At 75.9% G+C, this 14,983-nt stretch carries 12 protein-coding genes and 1 pseudogene; 2 read left to right on the forward strand and 11 right to left on the reverse strand.

The window, feature by feature from the left end; all coding sequences use genetic code 11:
- Window positions 1-15: 15 nt before the first annotated feature.
- The 3 genes from AQJ27_RS45900 to fabD all read right to left on the reverse strand — a co-directional run bounded on the left by AQJ27_RS45900 (window position 16) and on the right by fabD (window position 2,840).
- Window positions 16-783, reverse strand: coding sequence for an SDR family NAD(P)-dependent oxidoreductase (locus tag AQJ27_RS45900; protein ID WP_067383493.1), 768 nt, complete (start codon window positions 781-783; stop codon window positions 16-18).
- Between the two features lie 455 nt (window positions 784-1,238).
- Window positions 1,239-1,661: an acyl carrier protein gene (locus AQJ27_RS45905; RefSeq protein WP_235613931.1), complete on the reverse strand. Its 423-nt coding sequence runs from the start codon at window positions 1,659-1,661 to the stop codon at window positions 1,239-1,241.
- Window positions 1,662-1,871: 210 nt separating this feature from the next.
- Window positions 1,872-2,840: an ACP S-malonyltransferase gene (gene fabD / locus AQJ27_RS45910; protein WP_067383496.1), complete on the reverse strand. Its 969-nt coding sequence runs from the start codon at window positions 2,838-2,840 to the stop codon at window positions 1,872-1,874.
- Window positions 2,841-3,099: 259 nt separating this feature from the next.
- On the opposite strand from fabD, the gene AQJ27_RS45915 reads away from it, so the two are divergent.
- Complete coding sequence (locus AQJ27_RS45915) at window positions 3,100-3,696, forward strand: TetR/AcrR family transcriptional regulator (protein WP_201264497.1); 597 nt, start codon at window positions 3,100-3,102, stop codon at window positions 3,694-3,696.
- A 595-nt stretch (window positions 3,697-4,291) separates the two neighbouring features.
- Here the strand turns inward: AQJ27_RS45915 and AQJ27_RS45920 are convergent.
- Window positions 4,292-5,503: an FAD-dependent monooxygenase gene (locus AQJ27_RS45920; protein WP_067383500.1), complete on the reverse strand. Its 1,212-nt coding sequence runs from the start codon at window positions 5,501-5,503 to the stop codon at window positions 4,292-4,294.
- A gap of 232 nt (window positions 5,504-5,735) precedes the next feature.
- Here AQJ27_RS45920 and AQJ27_RS45925 point away from each other — a divergent pair, with 232 nt between their 5' ends.
- Entirely contained in the window at window positions 5,736-6,209 is a 474-nt protein-coding gene (locus AQJ27_RS45925; RefSeq protein ID WP_067383503.1) for a DUF1772 domain-containing protein, read from the forward strand.
- 133 nt (window positions 6,210-6,342) lie between these two features.
- Here AQJ27_RS45925 and AQJ27_RS56965 read toward each other — a convergent pair whose 3' ends face one another.
- The 7 genes and pseudogenes from AQJ27_RS56965 to AQJ27_RS60375 form a co-directional block, all read right to left on the reverse strand.
- Window positions 6,343-6,489 carry a hypothetical protein gene (locus AQJ27_RS56965; protein ID WP_159064587.1) on the reverse strand — a complete coding sequence of 49 codons (147 nt, stop codon included), beginning with the start codon at window positions 6,487-6,489 and terminating at the stop codon, window positions 6,343-6,345.
- A gap of 215 nt (window positions 6,490-6,704) precedes the next feature.
- The gene (locus AQJ27_RS45930) at window positions 6,705-7,931 is read right to left on the reverse strand and encodes a helix-turn-helix domain-containing protein (RefSeq protein WP_067383506.1); all 1,227 of its coding nucleotides are present in this window, start codon (window positions 7,929-7,931) and stop codon (window positions 6,705-6,707) included.
- Window positions 7,932-8,605: 674 nt separating this feature from the next.
- The gene (locus AQJ27_RS45935) at window positions 8,606-9,397 is read right to left on the reverse strand and encodes a response regulator transcription factor (protein WP_067383509.1); all 792 of its coding nucleotides are present in this window, start codon (window positions 9,395-9,397) and stop codon (window positions 8,606-8,608) included.
- Between the two features lie 340 nt (window positions 9,398-9,737).
- Window positions 9,738-11,033 carry a class I adenylate-forming enzyme family protein gene (locus AQJ27_RS45940; protein WP_067383511.1) on the reverse strand — a complete coding sequence of 432 codons (1,296 nt, stop codon included), beginning with the start codon at window positions 11,031-11,033 and terminating at the stop codon, window positions 9,738-9,740.
- Between the two features lie 126 nt (window positions 11,034-11,159).
- Window positions 11,160-11,906, reverse strand: a pseudogene (locus AQJ27_RS53735) (class I SAM-dependent methyltransferase).
- A gap of 198 nt (window positions 11,907-12,104) precedes the next feature.
- On the reverse strand, window positions 12,105-12,998 hold the full coding sequence (locus tag AQJ27_RS45950) for a 4'-phosphopantetheinyl transferase family protein (RefSeq protein WP_067383517.1): 894 nt from the start codon (window positions 12,996-12,998) through the stop codon (window positions 12,105-12,107).
- Complete coding sequence (locus AQJ27_RS60375; protein ID WP_067383521.1) at window positions 12,995-14,959, reverse strand: beta-ketoacyl [acyl carrier protein] synthase domain-containing protein; 1,965 nt, start codon at window positions 14,957-14,959, stop codon at window positions 12,995-12,997. Before AQJ27_RS60375 ends, AQJ27_RS45950 begins: the two co-directional genes overlap by 4 nt.
- Window positions 14,960-14,983: the final 24 nt, after the last annotated feature.

The raw sequence follows: 14,983 nt of genomic DNA on the forward strand, positions 1-14,983 counted from the left end.
TCCCTCACGCGTCCGTTACGGGCGGCCGATGCCCAGCTGGGCGGAGAACCCGCCGTCCACGCAGAGCAGTTCGCCGGTGGTGTAGCCGGAGTCGGGGCCGGCCAGGAACACCGCGGCCGCGGCGACCTGGCCGGTGGTGGCGAACCGGCGCAGCGGGATCTGCCGCTTGATGCTCTTGCCGCCGTCGCGCTGCAGCACGCCGTCCACGAGTTCGGTCGGGGTGAACCCGGCCAGGACCGCGTTGACCCGTATGCCGAAGCGGGCGAGTTCGACGGCGGCGCAGCGGGTGAAGGAGTTCAGCGCGCCCTTGGAGGCCGAGTAGTTGGCCTGGCCGATCCAGCCGCGTTCGCCCATCGCGGAGGAGATGTTGACGATGGTGGCGTCGCCGCGGGCCATGAACTGTTCCAGGACGGCGTGGGTGCAGTGCCAGGCGCCGCCGAAGTTGGTCTTCATGACGTTCAGCCAGGCGTCCGGCGGCGCGTCGTAGATGAGGCCGTCGTCGCTGGTGCCCGCGTTGTTGACGAGGATGTCGAGGGGGCCCAGGAGGCGGGCGGCCTCCTGGACCAGGCGGGCGGCCTGCTGCGGGTCGGCGACGTCGGCGGCGACGGCCGCGGCCCGGCCGCCCGCCGTCTCGATCTCCTTGACGACCGCCAGGGCGTCCTCCTGGCGGGAGCGGTAGTTGACGGCGACGGCCGCCCCCTGCTCGGCCAGGGCCAGGGCGATGGCCCGGCCGATGCCGCGTGAGGCACCGGTGACCAGGGCGGTGCGGTCCTTCAGCTTCATCTGGATTCCTCCGTGGACACCCCGGCCTTCAGGCTGGGGAGGAAACGGACTCCTGCGGAGCAGGGCAGGGGAAGACGATTCGCCGCCAGGGCGGATCGTCGTTCACCGGCAACTGCCCGCGGATGTATTAGAGTTGCCAGGCCCCGGCCGGTGATAACCAAGCTGGCCGGGCCTACCGCCGGGCTGGCGGGATGTCAGGTCTGTGGAGCTGGCGTAAGACTGCTGGGCGTACCAACGTCCCCCGCCGTTGATCCGGGGCAGCTGCTGTCTGAGAAGCAGAAAGCTCAACCCGCGAGGGAAGAATCCCCCTGCTTCAGCTGGGGGAGATGTCAACTGTCTCTTCCCGTTTCTGCTACGAGGGGCGGTGGCCGGCCGGGGCCCGCGCGGGCGCCAGGGGCGGCGGGGGTGCGGGACGCCGTTGGCCCGCACCGCCACCGGCCCCGGGGGGTGCGGGTTCAGGCGGTGTGCTGGGCCGCGGCCCGCTCGGTCAGCAGGTCGGTGAGGTTCTGCACGGTGAACAGGCCCAGCACGCCCTCGGCGGTCAGCGGCTCGCTGAGCTGGCTGCGGTCGAACTGCGGCAGGACCTTCTCCAGGTGGGTGAGGCCGGTGTCGTTGACGACCTCGTTCTCGTCGCCGAACTCCTCGTCGGGGATGCCGCCCTGCAGCAGGGCGGCGATGTCGGCCACGGTGATCTTCACCTTGGTGGTGCGCTCGATGCGGAAGAGGATGTCGAGCAGGTCGATCGACTCGGCACCCAGCTGCCCGAGCAGGGTCGCCTCGGGCACGGCCTCGGCCTCGTCGATGCCCAGGGCGTCGGCGATGGCGGCCTGGACCGCGGAGAAGTAGTCGGTCGAGGTGGGGGTCAGGGTTTCGGACACCGTTGGCTGCCTTTCGGATGGGTCGTTCCGCCAGCACCGGCCCAAGGGCCCGCACCGCACGGACGGGAGAGGAAAAGAAGAAGAGGAAGAAAGAAGAGAAGGGAGAGAAGGGAGAAGAGGGAGGAAGGGAGAAGAGGGAGCGGGAGGGGTGGGGAGGCGGTGGGAGTGGGAGTGGGCGGCGGGGGCGGTGCGGGCCGGGGGCGGGTCGGGTCAGGCGGCGGCGCCGGGGGCGGGCTGCTGCCCGAGCTCGCGCAGCAGTGCGGAGATCCGGCGCGCGTCGTGGGTGCTGCGCACCACGGAGTGGACGCCGGTGCGGTTGGCGAAGCCGCTGAGCACCCGGCCGGGGCCGACCTCCAGGCAGCCGTCCACGGCGTGCGCGGCCGCGGCGCCCAGCACGTCCGCCCACCGCACCGGCCCGGCCAGCTGACGGCGCAGCAGATCGCGGGCGTGGCCGCCGTCGCGCACCAGGGTGCCGGTCACCGAGCTGATCACGGGCAGCCGGGGCGCGCTGAAGGACACGTGCTCCAGTTCGGCGGCGAACTCGTCCTCGATCGCCCGCATCAGCGAGCAGTGGAAGGGTGCCGAGACCTTCAGCGCCACCGCCCGCTCGGCGCCCGCGGCCAGTGCCCGGCGGGCGACCTCCTCGACCGCGGGGCGCTGCCCGGAGATCACGGTCTGGCCCGGCTCGTTGTAGTTGGCGATCTCCACCACGCCCAGGGGGGCGCAGTCCGCGCAGATCTCCTCGATCCGGGCGGCGGCAAGGCCCAGCACGGCCGTCATCGCGCCGCCGACCTGTCGGGAGACCCCCGCCATCAGCTCGCCCCGGCGGCGCACCAGCCGCAGCGCCGCCTCGGCCTCCAGCACCCCGGCGGCCACCAGCGCGGGGTACTCCCCCAGGCTGTGCCCGGCCACCACGGCGGGCACGAAACCCGCCTGGTCGCGCAGTACCTCAAGGACCGCGAGGCTGGTGGCGACGATGGCGGGCTGGGCGATCTCGGTCGGGGCCAGCTCCTCCTCCGGCGCGGTGCTGCACAGCGCGGTCAGCGGCAGGCCGGTCGCCTCCTCGGCGCGGGCCAGGACGCGGCCGGCGGTGCGGGGGTGTTCACGCAGCAGATGCCCGGCCATGCCCGCGCGCTGCGAGCCCTGCCCGGGAAACATCGTGAAGAGATTGTCGATCATCCCCGTTCCTGCCTCACTGAGTTGTCGGAAGAACCGTCGGAAAAACTGCCGGAAGAGCTGCCGGAAGAGCTGTCCGAAGAGCTGGAAGAACGGTCCGCGCAGCGGTCCGGGAGAGCTGTTCTCAGAGCCGGAGAAAGGTCATCGAGCGGTCGGCGAGCGGTGCTCGATTCTGTGAATCTGCCACGGGTCTCTGGCGCATTCCTTGAATGCGTCTGGACCGGCACTACGGCGCCCGGCAATCAGCAACTAACGTGCTGGCATGGTGAGGATGAGTGCAGAGGAGCGGCGCCGGAGCGTCATCCGCGCGGCCGTGAGCGAATTCGCCCGGGGCGGGTACGACGGCACGTCCACCGAGGCCATCGCCCGGCGTGCGGGGGTGTCGCAGCCGTACCTCTTCCGGCTCTTCGCGGGCAAGCGGGCGCTCTTCCTCGCGGCGGCGCGGTGCTGCCTGGCCGACACCGCCCGGCTGTTCACCGAGGCCACCGAGGGCCTGGCGGGCGAGGAGGCGCTGCGCGCCATGGCCAACGCGTACACCCGCGTCATCGTCAAGGAGCCGGAGCGGCTGCTGATGCAGATGCAGGTGTACGTCGCGGTGGCGGCGGGCGAGGCGGACGGTGACGCGGCGTTCGGGGAGGCGGTGCGGGCCGAGTGGCGGCGGCTGTGGGACACCGTCCACCGGCCGCTCGGCGCGGACACCGGCCAGACCACCACGTTCATGGCGTACGGGATGCTGGTCAACGTCCTGGTCTGCCTGGGGTTTCCGCCCGAGGACCCGCTCTGGGACGGGCTGTATCCGGCGGCGCGGGCCGGGGCGCGGCAGCCGGGCGCCCTGCAGCGGCGCCCGACGCCCGGCTGACGCCCGCCGGGCGGGCGGAACCGGCGGGACGGTACGGCGACCGGGCTGGACCGGACTGGGCTGGACTGGGCCGGGCCAAAACCCGGGGGCCGGATCCGGGCCGGGGCCGCGGGCGCGGCCGGGACGCCAAGCCCAGGGCCAAGCCCAGGGCCTCGGCCCAGGGCCAAGGCCACGGGCCCCAGGCCCGCGGTCCGTGCTCGTGACCCGTGACCTATGACCCATGTGGCTCGTGCCCCGTGGCTCGTGCCCCGTGCCCCGTGGCTCGTGGCTCGTGAGCCAGAGGCGCGGGTACGGCGCCGGGATCAGGGACCGGTCTGCCGGCACCCGGAACCCAGGACCCGGGACCCGGACCGACCGCTCCCCGTGAGCCGGGGACCGCGGGCCGCGGGCCGCGGGCGGGACAGCCGGGGCTGGATCCCCGGGTCCGGGCCCCGGCCCCGTAGCCCGTAGCTCGTGGCTCGTGGCTCAGGGGCCGTGAGCCTGGTCCGTCCGCGGGGCCCCGGCCCGTGGGCAGGGCAGCCGGGGCCAGGGCCCGCAACCGGGCCTGGAGCGGGGGGGGGTTCCGGGGCTGGGGCCGGGGCCGCGAGGGCGGGCGTCAGTCCACGGTGGCGGCCGGGGCGGGGGCCGGGCGGCGGGCCGGGGCCCAGCGGGTGCCGTAGGCGACCTGGCCCTTCTCCGCGGCGGCGAAGGCCTTCGTGTTCCAGTTCTTGCGCATGAACGCCTCGCGTGCCCGGATCAGCAGCGGATTGCGCACCGCGCCCATCCGCCCGATCCGCCAGGCGATGCGCTGCAGCGGCGCGGTACGGGCGCGGCGTTCGCGCTCGTAGCGGCGCAGCGCGGCGATGGGGTCGCCGGCGTGCTCCAGGTGTTCGGCGAGGACCAGGGCGTCCTCCAGGGCCTGGCAGGCGCCCTGGCCGATGTTGAAGGTGATGGGGTGCGCGGCGTCGCCGAGCAGGGTGACGCGGCCCTGGCCCCACCGGCGTTCGGGGCTGCGGCCCTCGACGTCGCCGCGGATGATGTCCTCCTCGGGGGTGGCGGCGAGGATGTCGGCCACCGGGCCGCCCCAGCCGCGGTGGCGGCGCAGCAGCATCTCCCGCACGCCGGGCGCGTCCCGGCCGCCCGCGGGCCCGTTGGCCACGCTCATCCAGTGGACCAGGCCGGGTGCGACGTCGTAGTAGGTGAAGCGGGTGCCGGGCCCGAACATCGCGTTGAAGGTGCCCGGCGGGATGTCCGGGTGCTGCAGGGGGGACCGGCCGCGCCAGGCGATGTAGCCGCTGTAGCGGTTGCGGGCGGGGCCGAAGAGCGCGTCGCGGACCGTGCCGTGGATGCCGTCGGCGCCGATCAGCAGGTCGCCCCGTTCGCTGCCGCCGTCCGCGAACCGTACGGTGACCCCGTCCTCGTCCTGCTCGAAGCCACTCACGTGGGCCCCGGTGCGCACCGGGGAGCCGTGCAGGGCCTCGCGCAGCACGCCGTGCAGGACGGAACGCTCGACGGCGATGGTGGGTGCGCCGTAGCGCTCGACGAAGTCGCCGACCGGCCAGGCGCCCAGCACCTCGCCGCGGTGGGTGCTGAAGTGCGCGACCTGCTGGGCCGGGGCCGTGCGCAGGACCTGTCCGGCCACGCCCAGGCAGTCCAGCGCGAGCACGCCGTTGGTCCAGATGTGCAGGCCCGCGCCGCCGTCGCGCAGTGCCTCGGCCCGTTCGAAGACGACGGGCTCAAGACCGGCGCGCTGGAGCGCGAGGGCCGCGGCCAGGCCGCCGATCCCTCCGCCGGCGATGAGTACGCGACGGGCACGTCCAAGGGCCATGGGTCTGTCTCCTCGTGGCTGTCCGGGCGGATGTCCCCGCGGGGAGGGGACGGCACTCCGCTGCGGCCCGGGGTGCTCCCTCGTCCTTGCGGAATCCCCTGCGGACCACTGGAGTTGTCAACGCTAGCATTCGAAGCACTGAACTTGATAGTGTCGGCAGTACATCTAGCGTTGATAAATCCATGTGGCGGCAGGCCATGTGGCAACCGGCAGACGGACAAGGGTGGTTGTGATGGAAACCCTCGTACAGACCCTGGCCGTGGTGGCCACGATGGCCAACGCGGTGGTCTACGGCACCGACGTCTTCTCCGCGATCGTCCAGCGGCCGGCCCTCGCGCACGTCGACGACGCGGTACTGACCAGCACCATGGGGCAGATCCACCGTTTCGGGGACCGCCGGATGCCCGTCCCGGGCGTCTTCGGCCTGCTCGCCACGGTGGCCACGGCCGTCGCGGCCGGGTTCGGCGGCCGCGTGACGGCGGCCGTCGCGGCCGCCGTCGCGGCGGCGGCCCTGGTGGTGTGGCTGGCCGTCTACAACAAGGTCAGCGCGCCGGTGAACAAGGAACTGACCGACGCGGCCCTCGACTGCCGCACCGCGCCCGACGCGCGGGGCCTGCAGCGCACCTGGGACAGCGTCATCAACGCCCGGGTCGTGCTGCAGGCGGTGGCGCTGGGCGCGATGTGCGTGGCACTCGTGGCGTCCTGACACCGCGGAAGGCGTCCGCCGCGGCGGACGGGCAAGGGGTGGGGAAGGGAAACCCGCGGGTCCCCTCCCCCACCCCCCACCCCCGCTTCCCGCTTCCCGCTTCCCGCTTGCCGCTTGCCGTCCGCGGCGGCCCCTACTGCAGGGCGATGCTGCCCAGGACGGACGTCTCGGTGTCCTCGTCCGGGCCGTCGGTGATCTCACTGCCGAATGCGGGGCTGAGCTCCGGCTCGATTCCCGCGGGATTCTTCTTCTTGCTGTTCTTGCTGTTCTTGCTGACCACGGTGGTGTCCCTTCGGGCGTGAGCGGCCAATACCGTACTGAGATTCACGAAGGGCCGCACCGCGCGTCAAGGCGCATTGCGCCGCGTCCACCGGAATGCGAGGCGCCCTCGAGAAATCCGGTAAAAGAAATACGCATTCCGCACCGCACTCCCCCGCCCCTGCCTTCCCCGCCTCTTTTCCCCGCGCAGCGGTCCGGCCGGGCGCGGGCGGCGGGTCACGCCGGTCCGGCCGGGGCGGGCCGGGACTGGGCGAGGGCGTCCGCGAGGGTCCGCCAGATCTCCGCCGCGAGGTCGATGTTGGCGTCCGCCTGGGCCTGCTGCGCCAGGGTGCGCAGCCCCTCCACGCCGGAGGCGTCGCCGCCCAGGATCAGCAGCTGCTGGCGCAGGATCTCCAGCCGCACCCGGTCGCGGTAGGTCATCCTCGGCTCGTCCCCGGCCAGGTCGCCCAGCAGGGCGCGGGCATCGTCGTAACGGCCGGTGGCGAACGCCAGATCGGCCTTCAGCGCGGTCAGGTCCTGGCGCAGGGCGGGCGTGCCGACGAAGGCGAGGGCGGCCTCGGCCTGAGCGGCACAGGCCTCGGCCCGCGCGGGGTCGGGGGGCAGGGTCTGCAGGTGCAGCCGGCCCGCGGCCAGCCGCAGCCTGAGCCACAGCACCAGGTCCTCCCGGCTGCTGAAACGCTCCAGGGCCGCATCCAAAAAGGCCTGCGCCCCGGTCTGGTCGCCCTGGCGCACCCGGACGGCGGCGGCCGTCCACATGGCCTCGGCCCACAGCGCGTCGGTGCGGCCCTCGACCAGCGCGGCCAGCTCGTCGGCGTGCACCCGCGCCTCCGGCACCTGCCCGGCCTCCGCCTGCACCGACACCAGCGCCAGCAGCGCGGCGGCCCGGTCCTCCACGCCCAGGTCCTCGCCCAGGGCGAGCCGGTGGGCGGCGACGGCCGCGTCCAGGGCGGGGGTGATCTCACCGAGCGAGCGCAGGCAGCGGGCCAGCCGGGTCAGGCCGCGCACCCGCAGCTCGGCCGATCCCACCTCCTCGCCGAGCGCCACCAGCCGGCCGAGGTCCGCGCGCTCGGCGGTGTGGTCGCCCTGCAGCCGGGCGGCCCGGGCCAGCAGCCACAGCGCCTGCCAGCGCAGCACCGCGCTCTCGTGGCCCTCGGCGGCCAGCGCCGCGCGCAGCGCCCCGATGGCGTCCGCGGAACCGGTGGAGGACGCCAGCGTCAGCGCGTGCGCCAGGGAACCGGTGACCGGCTCCTCGAAGTCGGCGACGTCCAGGCCCAGCCGGCCCGCCAGATAGCCCACGGCCCGGTCGGTGGGCTGGCGCGCCCCCGATTCCAGGCGGGAGAGATAGCCGGTGGACATGCCCTCGCCGGCCAGCGCCGTCTGCGACAGCCCCTGGGCCGTCCGGAGCTTTTTCAGGCGGTGTCCGAACGCGGGCTGTCGCAGCATGACCGAATCCCCTGGGGTGAGCGGGCAAGAAAGTTTCGCCGGGAGCCGCCCCGAGCGTAGGGCGCCGGGCAACACGCGGGCAAACCTTTGCCAGGCCCCCGCCGGGAATCTCGTGCCGCTCTCACGCGCCTCTCACGCGCCTCTCGTGGACTCCTCCAGCGTTCCTCCAGCGCGGCGGGGCACGCTCGGCAGGACCCGGCCGGCGCACCCGGCCGGGTGCGGAGCCCCTCCGCAGGTCAACGTCCGGGAGTCGACGATGAGGCCATCGGTGTGCGCACCACCCCGGGCGGCGTGGACGGCCGCCGCGGGACACGGCGGCGGCCCCTCCCCGGCGGCGGACACCCCCCTGGCCCCGCCGGCGCCGGACACACCGTCCGACGAGGACATCGGCTGGCCCAAACGGTGCGCCCCGCCCGCCCCGCAACCCGCGTAACCCGCGTAACTCCGTGTCTCTTTGCACCCCTGTGGCCCCCGTTGCCCGTACCCGCGCCGGGCGGGGCCTCTCGCCCCGCCGCTCCGCACCGCGCCCGGTCCGGGCGTGGTGTGCGGGACACCGGCCCGGCGGCAGGTGCTGCGGATCAGGGTGTACGGGGCCCAGGGCCCGGGGCCGGAGACGGGCGGACGTGCGTGCGTGCGTGCGTGGGAGGCTGCCGCTGCTGCGGTGGGCGGGGCGGTCAGCCGCAGGGCGCGTCGGCTGCGACGGCGGCCCGGTGCAGGGGGGCGGCCGGGGCGCGCAGGCCGGATTCGAAGGCGTAGATCGCGGCGTGGACCCGGTTGCGCAGCCGCAGCTTGTGCAGCAGGTTCTGCACGTGGGTCTTCACGGTGTGCTCGGACAGGGTCAGCGCCCGGGCTATCTCGCCGTTGGACAGGCCGCGGGCCAGCAGGTCCAGGACCTGGCACTCGCGGTCGGTGAGCCGGTCGGGGCTGACGGGCGAGAGGGGCGCCAGGGGCCCGCCGGCCGGCCGGCGCCCGGGCGGGGGCGGGGTGGGGCCGTGCACCAGGCTGTAGCCGGCGGCGGCCAGGACGACCGCGGAGGCCAGCTGCCCGGCGGTGGCGGTGGCCGGCAGATGGCCGCCGGCCGCCCGGCCGGCGGCGTCGGTACGGCCCGGGCCGCCGAGGGTCAGCAGCGGCAGGTCCCCGCCGCCGAAGGCCGGCGCGGCAAGCTGTCCGCCGCCCGGCGCACCGTGGGCGACCAGGACGTGCGGGGGCCGGGCGGCCAGCGCGCGCAGCAGCGGCGGTCCCGGTTCGCTCTCGCCGGTGACGCGGATGCCGGGGTGGCCCTCGAGGAGGGCGGTGATGCCGCGGCGGGCGAGCGGGTCCTCCCCGATCACGTGCACGCGCACGGCGGCCACCGCGCCCGGGCGGAGGGCCGGAGCCGGGGCCGGGCCGGCCGCCTCACCGGGGCCGGGGCCGGGGGCAGGGGCCGGTGCGGGGAGCACGCGGAGTGCGGCGTGCCGCTCGTCCATGGCGGTCTCCTCCCTGTCTCCCGGGACGTCCCGCCGGTCCTTGGATGTCCCGCCGGTCCTGGATTGCCCTGCTGGTCCTGGGGGTGTCCTGCCGGGCCCGGGGGTGTCCTGCCGGGCCCGGGATGTCCCGCCCTGTTCACCGTAGGCGGCGGGCGCGGCCGTGTCCGGTGCGCTCCAGCGGGCCACGACCCGTCCGCTATCGCCCCTCACCCCGCGCCGGGGGGTGAGAGGCAGGAGGCCTCCACGGCGGCCCGGGCGTGCAGCCGGCGGCGCGGCTCACGGCCGGCGGGACACGGCGTCGAGGGCTGAACGCCGGGGCATCCCCGCGGGGATCAAAGGATCAGGCGGACACGGACCGGGGCGCATCAACCAGGTGCAGTCCGCCGTCCGCGTCGAGATAGCCCGCATCGCCGGTGGACAGCCAGCCGTCCGCGTCCGGCCGCACCCCTGGGCCGGCCGGCGGGCCGGGGCTCAGCTGCGGTCCGCGGATCTGTACCTGGCCGGTCGACCACACCGGCGCGGGCAGCGCGCCGCCCGGCAGGACGACCCGGCACTCGGTGCCCGGCAGCGGCACCCCGACCGCGCCGAGACCGGGCCGCGAGCCGGGCGGCTGGTGGTGGGAGAGGGCACACACCTCGGTGAGGCCGTAGCCCTGCAGGACCGGCACGCGCAGCACATCGCGCAGCCGGCGGGCGCGGCCGGGCTCCAGCGCGCCGCCGCTGACGTGCAGGGCGCTCAGCCGGTGCCCGCCCGTCCTGGCGGCGGCCCCGCCCAGCCGGGTGTCGCCGGCGAGGCGGTGCAGCCGGGCGGGCGGGGCGTAGAAGTGGGTGGCCCCCACCCGCGCGGCTGCTTCCAGCGCCCCGAAGGGATCCGGGTCCGGGCACAGCACCTGCCGGGCCCCGGCGTGCACGGCCGAGTTGAGGTGCACAGCGTGGTAGTGCGGCAGGTGGTTGAGGACGACGGAGGAGGAGCCCAGGCGGTGGGCGAGGGCGGTCTGGGCGGCGCCCGCGAGGAGGTTGCGGTGCGTCAGCCGCACCCCCTTCAGCCGTCCCGCACCGTCCGGGGCGAACTGCAGGCACGCCACCGCTTCCACGCCCGGCGCCGGTGTCCGCGCGGACACCCCGGCGGGCACCGACGCCAGCGCCCGCGCCAGCGGCACGCCACCGCCCGCACCCGCCGGCGTGTCCGCTGCCGTGTCCGCCGGGGTGTCCGTGAGGACGACGGTGTGCAGCAGGGGCAGCCGGTCACCGAGCCCGGCGAGCAGCCCGGCCAGCGCGGCGGGTACGAAGGCGATCTCGGCCCCGGCCGCCGAGCACACCTCGTACAGGGCGGCCGGCCCCGTCAGCGGGTCGAGCAGGGCGAGCGGGTGGCCGCTGCGGACGGTGCCGTAGTACACGGCGGGGAAGACCGCATCGAGGGTGGTGGCCGCGGCGACGACCGCGCCGGCCCGGCCCGCGGCGCGCCGTACGTAGTGGGCGACCCGGTCCGCCTCCCGGTCCAGGGCCGCGAACGACACCCCGGCCCCTGCCCCGGCGCCTGTCCCGGCCACGGTGACGGCCGGGGCGTCCGCGTCACGGGCCGCGGCCCGCCGCAGCAGGTCGTCCAGCGGGCTCTCCAGATACCTGAGGATGGGCACGGCACGACCTCCCGGCAACAGACAGCAAAAACAGCGGATGTCCGGATGCCCCACGGTCGGCGCCCGGGCTCGAGACCCCTTCGAAACCCGCTGGAGACCGGCCCGCCCCGCACCCCCGCACCGGCCTCAGCCCGTGCGGGCGGTGCGGGCGGTGCGGGCGGTGCGGGCGGTGCGGTGCCGGGTCCGGGCTGCTGTCGCGGTGCCGTCGGTCCGGACCCGGCAGAGGGCCCTGTCGTGGGCCCTGGCGCGGGCCGGGAAGACCTCCCTCAGGAGGCCGCGGACGAGGAAGTCGGAGCAGCTGGCGAGGTTCGCGGGACGGGTGCCGAGCGGGACGTTCCTGGTCCCTGGCATCTGCCGCTGGACGAAGCCGAGTGCGGGCGGCAGGCCACAAAACCGGGCCATCGGGCCGGGCTCTTCGCTGCCGGGCCGGCAGCGAAGAAACGGCGCAGGCGGGCGTCCTGGCCGGCTGTCCAGGGGACCGTGCTGTCCGAGTCGTTCCACCACAGGGCGGGCGTGCCGCCGGGGCGCAGCACCCGGACGGCTTCGGGGACGGACCTGCGCGGGTCGGTCCAGTGCCAGGCCTGGGCATAGGTGAGGAGGCCGGGGGATCCGGAGGCCGGCGGCAGGTGGTTGCCCTCCCCGGGCACGAGAGGGACGTCAGGCAGCCGCAGGCGCAACTGCGCGGCCATCGCGGGGCCGGGCCCGACCGCGATGACGCGCGCGCCGCGGGCCGGCAAAAGGGCGGACGCCTTTTGAGGGACGGCCGGCGAGTTCCTCGGCCGCAGGGAGCAGGGCGGGCGGACAGGAAGGGCGGTTCGCGGCGCAGCCGGCCGCGGCCCGGTCGACGGAACGGGCCTGCGAAGTGGTCGTCATACGGCCGTCCCCGGCGGGCCGGAGGCGCCCTGCACAGGGTTTCGCTGCCGTTTTCCGCCCGCGGCCGCCGGCGGGTGCGGCGGACCGCCACCGGTGGACGCGGGCCGCTCCCCCGCCGCTCCTCTGCCGCCTGCCGCACGTGTGGCGTGTGTGGCGTGTGTGGCGTGTGGCGCCTCATGTCTTATGCGGGGGGGTGTCTTATGCGGGCAGTGCTGAGGGGTGTCCGCCCACCGGGCGGGGCAGCGGGAAGCTGCGCAGTGCCGCGCGGCTCCAGGGGAAGCCGTAGCCGAGGTGCAGGACCGGGTCCTGTGCCTCGTCGGCGGGGACGGCGACGGCGACCAGCACGTCGGGCACCGGCTCCAGTTCGACGAACCGCCACGGGCGGGCCGTGTCGTCGGCCGGCGGGGTGAAGGCGCGTACGCCGCGTTCGTCGTCCAGCGTGAAGGCGAACGCGTCGAAGGGCAGCCCGAGACCCAGGCCCCGGGCCTTGGAGTAGGCCTCCTTGAGGGTCCACACGCGCAGCGCGCGCCGGTCGCGGGCCGGCCCGTCGGCGGCCTGTGCGACCCATTCCCGCTCCGGGGCGGCGAAGGTGCGCACGATGGTGGTGATGGCCCGCTCGTCCCGGTCCTCCAGCCGTTCCACGTCCACGCCGATACGGTGCCGGCGCACGATGCCCAGCAGGCTGTAGCCGCCCGCGTGGGAGAGGTTGAAGTCCAGCTGGGACCCGCCGCGCGGCCCTCCCGCGGCGGCGGGCCGCAAGAAGGGCCGTCCCCGCGCGGAGCGCCAGATGACCAGCTCCGCCTCGGCCAGGCCCGCCTCCAGCGCCAGCGCGCGCCGCACCAGGGTGTGGGCCAGAAGGTACTGGCGCCGGTCGCGTTCGAACAGGAAGCGGCTCGCGGTCTTCTGCTCCTGCGCGTCCAGCCAGTGCGCGGCGAGCAGGCCGGCGACCTCGGGCGCCAGGCCGTCGTTGGGACACAGCCACAGCTTGACCGGCTCCCCGCCCCCCGCACCAGAAGCGGGGGCGGCCCCGGGTTCGCGGGCGGGTGCGGGTGCGGGTTCAGGGGTGGTCGGGGGTGCGGGGCGGGTGGTCACTGCGGTGCTCCGTCCGTGCCGGGGCCGGGCTCCAGCGGGCGGGGCCGCAGCACGGTGGCGGGCAGCTCGACGGCGGCCGGGCCGGGATGCGCGGGCAGTACGGCGCAGACGTCGACCCCGGCCAGCCACAGCCGTGTCAGCTGCTCCAGGCGGCCGCCCTGCCACAGGGCGGCCACGTAGGCGCGGGTCTCCTCGAGTCCCTCGATCAGCGGCGGGCCCGCGGCGGTGCGCAGGTCGGCGCTGCGCACGCCCGCCGGGCCCCTGCCCGGGCCGGGTTGCGCGGCGAAGCCGGCCAGTGCGTCGGCCAGTTCGGCGACCGTGCGGACGGTCACCGCCAGACGGCAGCGCAACACCGCCCGGCCCAGGCGCAGTTCGTGCGCGACCGCGGCGAGATCCGGGGCCGCCGGGCCGCCGTCCCGGCCACCGCCGTCGGACAGGCGGGCCGCGAGCCGGCCGGCGGTGGCCGCCAGGTGCGCGGGCGTCGCGGCGGACAGCAGCACCAGTTCCGCGGGACGCGTGCCCGGCGGCGGGCACGCGTCGGCCGGGGCGCGGGGGACGGCAGGCGCCTCCTCCACGACCAGCACCGCACCCACACCCTCCACACCGTCCGTGCCGTCCGTGTCCTCCACGCCGTCCGCAGCGTCTGCCGCGTCCACTGCGTCTGCGGCGTCTACGGCGTCCGTGGGGCCTGCGGGGGCTGCGGGGGCTGCGGGGGCTGCGGGTCCGGGCACGCTGACCAGCGCCCTGCGGGGCAGCACGGTGCCGTCGTCGCGGCGGGCCGGCTCCCAGGCGGCGGGCGCGGGGCGGTCCGGGCCGGCCAGCAGCACGGCGTGGCGCAGCTGTCCCACGGCGCGGACCAGGGCCGCCGCCCCGGTCACCGCCCCGGCATCACCCACCAGCGCCGCCACCGTCCGGGAACTCTCCTCCAGAGCGACCCCCACAGCCTCCAGGCCGGCGTCCGGGGGTTGCAGGCCGGCCGCGGCCAGCGCCCGGCCGACCAGCAGGCCGTGCTGCGGGCCAAGGGCGGCGCGGCCCGGGTGGCCGACCGCGCTGGAGCGGATCACGGCGTGCACGCGGTCGCCGTCGGCACGGGCCGCGGCCAGCGGCTTGAGCAGCACGGCCGCCACCCCCTCACCGGCGCCGGGCCGCTGGCACGCCGGATGCAGGCGCAGCTCGACCGCGCCGACCAGCGCCGCGGCGCACTCGCCCGCGCGCAGCGCACCGAGCGCGAGGTGCAGCGCGGTCAGGAAGGAGGAGGCACCGCTGTCCACGCTCAGACTGGGCCCGCGCAGGTCGAGCAGCCGCGACAGCCGCGCGGCCGGCCCGGGCCGGGAATCCGCGGGGGCGGTGTGCCGGTGCCCGGTGCCCGCCGGCGCACCGCCGGCCGGGCCGAGAGCGGCATACACCCCCACGCTGCGCGCCGTGCCGTCGGCGGCGGTGAGCCGCTCCAGACGCGCTCCGGCGTATCCGGCGCTCTCCAGCGTCTGCCACGCGCTCTGCGCCAGCAGCCGCTCCCGCAGGTCCAGCCCCGCCGCCTCCCGGGCACCGAGCCCGAACAGGTCCGGGTCGAACTCCTCCACACCGTCCAGGAAATGCCCCCGCCAGCCCGCACACGCCGACCGCCGACCGCCCGGGAGCGCGGCCGCGGCGATCCGCCCCTGCAGCCCGTTGCGCCAGAACGCCTCCAGATCCCCCGCCTGCGGGAAACGGCCCTGGATCCCCACGACCGCACACGGCATGCCCGCACCGGCACCGGCACCGTCGCCGACGCCGGTGTCGGCGACGGTGCCGGTGCCGGTGCCGGGCAGCGGCTCGCGGTCCGCCGCCGGCGGGTCCGGCCGCGGCGCCCCGGCCACCACCGGCGGGGCCACGACCGGCGACATGCCGGCCAGCAGGGCCACGGCGTGCTCACGCCGCAGGGTGCCGCCCTTGAACCGCGTCAGGATCTCCCGGGTGTCCATCACCGTGCGCCCTTCGTCTCGGAC

This window comes from Streptomyces olivochromogenes, assembly GCF_001514115.1.
GTDB lineage: Bacteria > Actinomycetota > Actinomycetes > Streptomycetales > Streptomycetaceae > Streptomyces > Streptomyces olivochromogenes.

Excerpts from the sequence above, each read along its gene's own strand:
- AQJ27_RS45915 (WP_201264497.1), top strand. The coding sequence starts at position 3,100 with ATGGTGAGGATGAGTGCAGAGGAGCGGCGCCGGAGCGTCATCCGCGCG.
- AQJ27_RS45930 (WP_067383506.1), bottom strand. The coding sequence starts at position 7,931 with ATGCTGCGACAGCCCGCGTTCGGACACCGCCTGAAAAAGCTCCGGACG.
- AQJ27_RS45900 (WP_067383493.1), bottom strand. The coding sequence starts at position 783 with ATGAAGCTGAAGGACCGCACCGCCCTGGTCACCGGTGCCTCACGCGGC.
- AQJ27_RS60375 (WP_067383521.1), bottom strand. The coding sequence starts at position 14,959 with ATGGACACCCGGGAGATCCTGACGCGGTTCAAGGGCGGCACCCTGCGG.
- fabD (WP_067383496.1), bottom strand. The coding sequence starts at position 2,840 with ATGATCGACAATCTCTTCACGATGTTTCCCGGGCAGGGCTCGCAGCGC.
- AQJ27_RS45925 (WP_067383503.1), top strand. The coding sequence starts at position 5,736 with ATGGAAACCCTCGTACAGACCCTGGCCGTGGTGGCCACGATGGCCAAC.
- AQJ27_RS45920 (WP_067383500.1), bottom strand. The coding sequence starts at position 5,503 with ATGGCCCTTGGACGTGCCCGTCGCGTACTCATCGCCGGCGGAGGGATC.
- AQJ27_RS45935 (WP_067383509.1), bottom strand. The coding sequence starts at position 9,397 with ATGGACGAGCGGCACGCCGCACTCCGCGTGCTCCCCGCACCGGCCCCT.